The 7,646-nt window shown below is 33.8% G+C and carries 8 protein-coding genes; 3 read left to right on the top strand and 5 right to left on the bottom strand.

Annotated features, from left to right (window positions below; translation table 11 throughout):
- Positions 1 to 153: 153 nt before the first annotated feature.
- Positions 154 to 1,500 (bottom strand): MATE family efflux transporter, encoded by a 1,347-nt coding sequence (locus LJE08_RS12095; protein WP_199593206.1) that lies wholly within the window; start codon positions 1,498 to 1,500, stop codon positions 154 to 156.
- 131 nt (positions 1,501 to 1,631) lie between these two features.
- Here LJE08_RS12095 and nrdI point away from each other — a divergent pair, with 131 nt between their 5' ends.
- Together nrdI and LJE08_RS12085 are read left to right on the top strand one after the other, a co-directional pair.
- Entirely contained in the window at positions 1,632 to 1,982 is a 351-nt protein-coding gene (nrdI, locus tag LJE08_RS12090; protein ID WP_117925575.1) for a class Ib ribonucleoside-diphosphate reductase assembly flavoprotein NrdI, read from the top strand.
- Positions 1,983 to 1,984: 2 nt separating this feature from the next.
- Complete coding sequence (locus LJE08_RS12085) at positions 1,985 to 2,518, top strand: DUF3793 family protein (protein ID WP_227403353.1); 534 nt, start codon at positions 1,985 to 1,987, stop codon at positions 2,516 to 2,518.
- 152 nt (positions 2,519 to 2,670) lie between these two features.
- Here the strand turns inward: LJE08_RS12085 and LJE08_RS12080 are convergent, their stop codons facing one another.
- Positions 2,671 to 3,702, bottom strand: coding sequence for a M42 family metallopeptidase (locus LJE08_RS12080; protein WP_117925573.1), 1,032 nt, complete (start codon positions 3,700 to 3,702; stop codon positions 2,671 to 2,673).
- 43 nt (positions 3,703 to 3,745) lie between these two features.
- Between LJE08_RS12080 and yaaA the strand changes: the two genes are divergently transcribed.
- The gene (gene yaaA / locus LJE08_RS12075; RefSeq protein ID WP_186998936.1) at positions 3,746 to 4,456 is read left to right on the top strand and encodes a peroxide stress protein YaaA; all 711 of its coding nucleotides are present in this window, start codon (positions 3,746 to 3,748) and stop codon (positions 4,454 to 4,456) included.
- Here the strand turns inward: yaaA and LJE08_RS12070 are convergent.
- The 3 genes from LJE08_RS12070 to LJE08_RS12060 are packed head-to-tail and all read right to left on the bottom strand — an operon-like array spanning position 4,451 to position 7,563.
- On the bottom strand, positions 4,451 to 5,431 hold the full coding sequence (locus tag LJE08_RS12070; RefSeq protein ID WP_227403352.1) for a Gfo/Idh/MocA family protein: 981 nt from the start codon (positions 5,429 to 5,431) through the stop codon (positions 4,451 to 4,453). The genes yaaA and LJE08_RS12070 overlap by 6 nt on opposite strands.
- Positions 5,428 to 6,843 (bottom strand): HAMP domain-containing sensor histidine kinase, encoded by a 1,416-nt coding sequence (locus LJE08_RS12065; protein ID WP_117925570.1) that lies wholly within the window; start codon positions 6,841 to 6,843, stop codon positions 5,428 to 5,430. The genes LJE08_RS12070 and LJE08_RS12065 overlap by 4 nt, the downstream gene beginning before the upstream one ends.
- A gap of 60 nt (positions 6,844 to 6,903) precedes the next feature.
- Complete coding sequence (locus LJE08_RS12060) at positions 6,904 to 7,563, bottom strand: response regulator transcription factor (protein WP_117570991.1); 660 nt, start codon at positions 7,561 to 7,563, stop codon at positions 6,904 to 6,906.
- Positions 7,564 to 7,646 lie beyond the last annotated feature (83 nt).

Here is a 7,646-nt window from a genome sequence, read left to right as displayed (position 1 = left end):
TATTTTCAAACTTTTTCATAAAAAATACTTGAATTTTATATAGTTAGCTCCCTTATACAAAAGTAAAAAGGCACTTACAGCTCATGTATTTCATGAACTATAAGCACCTTTGCTTTATGTATGAACGTATTTTATTCCGAATGAAACAATTTGTCAACGCTTTTCTGAAACTTTTTGAAAATTTCTTTCCATGTGATAATAACTAGGAACCAAGATTATAACAGCACCAATCCATGCCAACACTTCTACAGGATATAGGCCAGCTTTACCAAAATAGATAGGTAGAATCAAAGCTCCAGAGATTCGCATCAATAACTCAAATAAGCCAGATACCATAGGAATAAAGGCATTGGATAAGCCCTGTATAGTAGAACGATAGGCGTGTAACATATATAAAATTGGAAGCCAAACGGTTAAACATCGTAAGAAATTCAATCCATATGTCATTGCTTCATTAGCACCTTCACTTGTTTTTGATATAAAACAAGATAAGAAGAATGGTCCAAAAATCCAAAGTATGATAGAAATCAAGATGGAAGTAGCCAAAGATAATAAAACAACTTTTTTCACACCACTCTTGATACGATCATAACGATGTGCTCCATAATTTTGTCCCGTATATGTAACCATGGCATAGCCATAAGAAACAGCTGAAATTTCAAGCACTCCATATAGCTTGTTCATAGCTGTAAATCCAGCAAGGAAATAAGTTCCATATCGATTTACGGCACTTGTTAATACCATACCACCAATTGAAATCAAGACATTTTGTAGTGCCATAGGAATTCCTAATCTAAATTGATTTTTATAGTATGTTACGTCCTTACAAATTGATGTAGGCATATATTCTTTTAATTTTAATACATGATATAAACAGAAGCATCCAGCTAGAATTTGTGCAATAACTGTCGCAACACCAGCACCGATGATTCCCCACTCAAATCCCATCACGAATAGTATATCTAAGCCTACGTTAAAAATACTGGCAATAATCATGGCTTGTAGTGGTGTTTTAGAATTGCCAAAAGCACGTAAAATACTGGCAAGTGCATTATAAAACATAGTCGCAAACAAACCGATATAAATAACGTGTGTATACGCTAGAGCTCGATCCATAATATCAGCTGGTGTTTTTAATAAAATCAAAATATTTGGCAAAAGCGGATAAATCACGGCTAATAAAACCACTGTTGATATAATCGCATTCACAACTAAAGTAGAAATACATTTTTGTACATTACTCTTATCATGAGTACCAAACGCATGAGCTATCGGAATTGAAAAACCTTGGGCAAGACCAGTCACGACTGCAATTCCCATCCATGTTAGCCAATCCGAACATCCTATGGCTGCTAACGCCTTCACACCAAGGTGTCTAGAAACAATGATAGTATCACAAACTGTATATAGCTGCTGAAATATATTTCCAAGCATTAAAGGTAGAGAAAACAAAAAAATCAACTTTAATTCATTTCCCTTCGTCATATCTTTCACTTGCATAAAACCTCTCCTATTAAACAAAAATAGTATATCATATACAATTAATTTCTTAAAAAAGTTATTTACAACTAACTGCCTTAGAGTTATACTAATAGTAGTTAGTTATACCTAACTTTTAAGGAGGTAAAATCATGAAATATGCATTCGCAAGTCGTACTGGTAATGTGGAAGAAATTATCAGTTCATTAGGTATTGATGCATTACGCATCAATGATGGATCTGAGAGCATTGATGAACCATACATCTTATTTACTTATACAGATGGCTATGGGGATGTACCAGCTGAAGTCGAAAACTTCTTGATGGCCAATGGCACATTGATTCAAGGTGTTGTCTGCTCCGGAGATACAAATTATGGTGACGCATATTGCCAGGCAGCTGATAAAATCAGTGAAGATTATGGTTGTGAAATTCTATATAAAGTAGAAAATTCCGGTACACCTGAAGATATCGAAAACATCAAAAAAGCGATTGGAGCTTAATTATGCCGAAACAGCGTTTTGAATCATTATTGGCCAATTATTGTGCACCTGCACTGAAGCAATATAAATATGCCAATATGTTCCACCTTCCAAAAGACGATGATAGTATTCGATCATTTATCAAACAATACAATCAACAATTCAATTCAAAAGGGATCTTCTTTATCCTCATAGAACAAGAAACTCAATACACCATTTATGTATACAATTCCAAACTTAAAGACTATATTTCCTCAAATGCAGTTCAAAATTTTCTAAAATCCTATCAATACCCAAATACTTTTGAACTGTGTATACAAGAACTCAAAAAAAGACTTAACACAAGAAACTTTCCTCATGAAATAGGTGTATTTCTTGGTTATCCCTTAGATGATGTAATTGGATTTATTGAACACAAGCCCTATTACTTAGTCGGAGATTGGAAGGTCTATCAAAACGTGAATGAGGCTAAAAAGCAATTTGATTTATTTAAACAAACAAAAGAAAAAATGTTGAATCAAATCCATAATGGATATGAATTATGTGAAATTCTTTAACAAATATTTATTTTTTCTTCTTTCATCGACCATTTATCGTTTTTTGGTCTATGAATACGTTTAAAAATCATTTAGAATGTATATGGTTGAACAAATCCATTTCACATTTTAGTTCAACCAAAAAAGAGGTATCGCAAAGATATCTCTTTTTTCTATTCACTTAATACATAAGCCAATGTTAGACGTGCACAATCCTCAATAGCTTGAACACTCGTTCTTTCATAGCCATGCGAATTCATACAACCAACCCCAAATACAGCAGGCATAATATTGTTTCCAGCGCGAATCGCCGCTGTAGCATCTGAGCCAAAACGATAATATGTATCTACGCAATAGTTAATATTGTTCGCTTTTGCCAAATTGATGATTTTAGTTGTTAATCCCCAATCATAAGGAGAATAGTTGTCGCTAGCCCCAATAGAAACTTTCTTTTCAGATCCATGATTATCTGGCCCAATCAAGCCGATATCCAAAGCTACATATTCACTCACTTCACTAGGAACATATGCTCCTCCATGGCCAATTTCTTCATAAATAGGAAACGCAAACAAAGTATCATAAGCCGGTGTTAGATTCTCTTCTTTCAATTGACGCAACACATCAATCACGGCTGCAACCATAGCCTTATCATCAATATGACGTGATTTAATAAAACCAAATTCTGTACGTCTAAAACGTGGTTCTACACTAATCAAATCCCCATGTTCAATCCCTAAATCATATACATCTTTAGCACAACTAACATCTTCATCCAATAAAATAGCTTCATTAAATTTATCACGCTCACGACTTCTCGCATCATCAAATACATGTGTAGAGTGCGACTTACAAATTACCATACCCTCATATGTTTTTCCACTACGAGTGTGAATATAGACATTCTCCCCTTCCACATTATGGAAATTGACTCCACCCAAGTTTTTTACTTCGATCCATCCATTGTCCATCACATGACGAACCTGCATACCAATCGTATCTAAGTGAGCTCCTACACATACAATCTTACTAGAATCTTTACCTGGTACACGAACATAGGCAGTACGTTTATTATCAAACTCAAGTTCATATCCAAACTTTCCTACCATCTCCGCTAATTTTTTATGAATTTCAGGATAAAAACCAACCACACTCGGTGTATTGATCAATTCCTCTAAATTTTTTAACATTTCTTCAGTTTTCACCATAATCTTCACTTCCCTTTCTTGACACCTATTATACAATATTATTATGAAAATAATTATCTCACCCGCTAAGAAAATGAAAATGATCGATGATATCAACATAGAGTGTACAACACCCATGTTCTTATCCAAGACAACTGAACTTTTAAATCATATTAAAAGTTTAGACTATTCAGAATTAAAATCTTATTTAAAATGTTCAGACACAATTGCCCAAACTACATATGATCAATTCCAAAATATGAGTCTAGAAGAAAATACAACACCAGCCATACTGAGCTATTCTGGCATACAATATCAATATATGGCACCCCATGTATTTACAGATGATCAAATCAAATATATTCAAGGGCATCTGTACATTCTTTCTGGATTTTATGGTCTTTTAAAGCCACTGGATGCGATCACACCCTATCGTTTAGAAATGCAGACAAAATGCCCATTCTCTTTGTATGACTTTTGGAAAGACGATCTTGCCAAACAAATCGATGAACCGATTTTAAATCTGGCGAGTGAAGAATATGCCAAAATCATACGAAAATATAAGCCATTGATTGATGTTCGTTTTGTCGAAGAAAATGGTAAAGAAAAAGGTGTTTATGCCAAGATGGCAAGAGGTGCTATGGTTCGCTATCTTGCCGAAAACAAGATTGAAAACATCAAAGATATTACTCAATTTTCAGATTTAGGATACACTTTTGATGCGAGTCAAAGCACTGAAAAATTATATATATTCCAAAAAAAGCTATCATCATGATAGCTTTTCTAATAGTTCGACAACCATTTGGGTTTGTTCCTTATACATTGTATAAGCTTCTTCATCCTTATTTAGGATGATATCCATAAAGTCCTGACACTCATACAACATGTGATTTGGTTGTTCAATACTGATTTTTTCTTTAGTGTCTGTAGCTTTTTTTCCAATTTGATCCTTTTTAGGCGCATCAAAATACACATCTTTACATACACCACTGCTCGCACCAGAGACAATAATCGTTCCTTGATCCCCTTGTACATATACTGCATTAGGACTTGAACAATCTTTAGCACCCGTACAAGTTGCGATAAAATCGGGATACTGCATAATAATAATTCCGCTTGTATCGATGCCGTTGTATCCAACATTTTTAAAATAATGAACCTCATTCGGCTTACCAAACATTCCCGTCACAAAATGTAAATTATATACATTGATATCCATTAATGCTCCACCATTGAAAGCTGTATCAAAGGCATTTGTTTGAACATGATCTTTATACTTTTGATACTTCGATGAATATTGTGAGAAATTACACTGAACCATCTTGATATTTCCGCAATTCGACATATTTTCTTTAATAATTTTATAATTTGGTAAATGCACATTTGTGATGGCTTCAAAAATATAGACACCCTTTTTTTCTGCTATTTCAAATAGTTCATTACACTCTTTTAAAGTTGGCGTAAATGGTTTTTCATTAATAACATGCTTCTTATGTTCCAACGCCATTTTTGATTGTGAATAATGTAAAGAGTTTGGACTTGCCACATAAACAATATCCACATTTTCATCATTCAACATTTCTTCCATGTCCGTGTAATACTTTTGAATCCCATGTTTTTCGGCAAATTCTTTAGCACGCTTCTCCGTTCTAGAATATACACAATATAAATTGTATCGATCATCTAAACGCATAGCTTCAATCATGCGCTCTACTATAACACCAGAGCCAATCGTTGCGACATTCATCATGCTTTTTCTCCTTTATTTTTTACCCAGTTATTTTCTTTTTTCTTCTTTTGTTTTTTTGTTTTACGATAAATGATAAAGCGAACTCCATCCTCGCTGTTTTCACCTTTCACAATATAGTGGTTGGCCTTACAAACCTTAGAAACAATGGATAATCCTAGTCCGAAACGTCCTCCTTCGCCTTTTTCATAAGGTCTAAATAAAGATTGAATGCGATCTTCAGGCATCTTTGGACCATCATTACTAATACACAACCAGTCTTCTCTTACTTCAATCTTAATGTAAGATTTCGCATAACGGAATGCATTTTCCATAATGTTTTCAATGGCTACACGCCACGCTTCAATCAAACCATCAAAGAAGACTTCTTCTACATCTGTAATCACTTGAATTTCAGGGCGAATCACAGCTGCATTTAATACAACCTGTTCCACAACATCCTTCATATTTGTGACTACACCCTCAGCATCACTTGCCACCAAGTATTCAACACGATTCATATACAATAAAGAATGTACCTTATTTTCTAATCTTTGTGCATTATCTAAGATGACATCAACACTGCTTTCCAAAGTTCCATAAGGATAGATACCATCTTTAATAGATTCAGCGTACGATTTAATTGTCGCAATCGGCGTTTTTAAATCATGCGAAATATTATGAATCATATCTTCTTTGGCTTTATCCTGCTTTTTCAATTCTTCATTCATCTTCACAATCGCAGTCGCCATTTCACCAATTTCATCATCACGATTTAAATGAAGTTCTACTTCTTTTCCATCTTTAATTTGTTCAATATAATTTCGAATTAAATTCAAAGGATGAATAATTGAGAATACCCACATTAAAATAATCAGGAATACAATCATAAACGCAATCACAATAACGTATACCGTAGAATCAATCAATGAATCTCTAAATTGTGTCGCGTACGTATCATCCATAAAACTTGCCAAAATTATACCGTCATGACAATAGATCAAACGATAATAATACTTCGAATTTGCGACTATAATCGTTCCCTGTAGTGCTTCTTCATTTTCGGAATTCATTTGTTTAGATTGATCTAATAAATATTCATATACTTTATGATTCACTGGTTTTCTTTTGGAACTCTGATTTGAGATCACATTCATTTTACCATCTTGAATAATACAGTTTGTTTGAACACTGTCACTCGCTAAGAAAGCATAAATGTCATCTATACTATCGGTTTGTTTCGAATCCACTAATCCAACGATCGATGTTTGTCGATTTAAGATCAGTTCATACATTTGTTTAGTAATGGTTCGATCAATATTATCGCTGACAAACACAAAGAAAAACATGATAAAAAACATCAAAACCGTCAAAATAATTGTTAAAATTTGTCGCGTTAATGACATTTTTTGAAAATAAAAGGAAGGTCCCTTCATAAAATATCACCTCATCATAAACATTTTACCATAAGAAAAAGAAAAGGGGATACATTTGTATCACCCTAAACGATATCCATATCCATAGATTGTATGAATGTTTAAATTTGGAAGTTTTTTACGCAAACGACGCAAAGTATCATCTACGACACGATCACTACCAAAGTAGTTTTCATCCCAAACATTTTCAAGAATTTTATCACGTGAGAAGGCAATTCCTTTGTTTTTGATAAACATCATCAACAAGTCAAATTCCTTTGTCGTTAATTCAATTTCTACATTGTCCGCATAGATTTTTCGTTGTTCTTCATCCAATTCATATCCATCAATGCTAATGCGATTATTATCATCACGATAAGCACGCTTAATAATATTGTTGACTCTTAATACTAATTCTTTAGGTGAAAATGGTTTTGTGATATAGTCATCGCAGCCTTTCTCTAATCCAATAATACGGTCAAATTCTTTATCACGCGCAGACATAAAGATAACTGGCGTTTCTGGTCCTTGAAGACGAATTTCTTCAATCAAGTCAAAACCAGATTTGTCATCCAACATAATATCTAAGATCCACAAATGCACATCATCATCCGCAACATGTGCACTTGCCTCTTCGTATGTATAGTAAGAATGAACCTCATATCCTTCTTTTCGTAAGTATTGGGCAACTAGATTATTGATATCCTTCTCGTCTTCAACAATACTAATGACTCTTTTCATTGGGCCACCCTCTTTCTAAAAATTATTTTCTTCTAAGAAATCTGTAACACGCTTAACATATTGAGCACATAACTCATCTGTCT

Origin of the sequence: Holdemanella sp. DFI.5.55, assembly GCF_020593575.1 — a bacterium.
Taxonomy (GTDB): Bacteria; Bacillota_I; Bacilli_A; order Erysipelotrichales; family Erysipelotrichaceae; genus Holdemanella; species Holdemanella hominis.
This window is presented reverse-complemented; position numbering and strand designations above follow the sequence as displayed.

What these genes read in the sequence shown, in the direction of transcription:
- LJE08_RS12065 (WP_117925570.1), bottom strand. Translation starts at nt 6,843, where the DNA reads ATGAAGGGACCTTCCTTTTATTTTCAAAAAATGTCATTAACGCGACAA.
- LJE08_RS12095 (WP_199593206.1), bottom strand. Translation starts at nt 1,500, where the DNA reads ATGCAAGTGAAAGATATGACGAAGGGAAATGAATTAAAGTTGATTTTT.
- LJE08_RS12080 (WP_117925573.1), bottom strand. Translation starts at nt 3,702, where the DNA reads ATGGTGAAAACTGAAGAAATGTTAAAAAATTTAGAGGAATTGATCAAT.
- yaaA (WP_186998936.1), top strand. Translation starts at nt 3,746, where the DNA reads ATGAAAATAATTATCTCACCCGCTAAGAAAATGAAAATGATCGATGAT.
- LJE08_RS12085 (WP_227403353.1), top strand. Translation starts at nt 1,985, where the DNA reads ATGCCGAAACAGCGTTTTGAATCATTATTGGCCAATTATTGTGCACCT.
- nrdI (WP_117925575.1), top strand. Translation starts at nt 1,632, where the DNA reads ATGAAATATGCATTCGCAAGTCGTACTGGTAATGTGGAAGAAATTATC.
- LJE08_RS12070 (WP_227403352.1), bottom strand. Translation starts at nt 5,431, where the DNA reads ATGATGAATGTCGCAACGATTGGCTCTGGTGTTATAGTAGAGCGCATG.
- LJE08_RS12060 (WP_117570991.1), bottom strand. Translation starts at nt 7,563, where the DNA reads ATGAAAAGAGTCATTAGTATTGTTGAAGACGAGAAGGATATCAATAAT.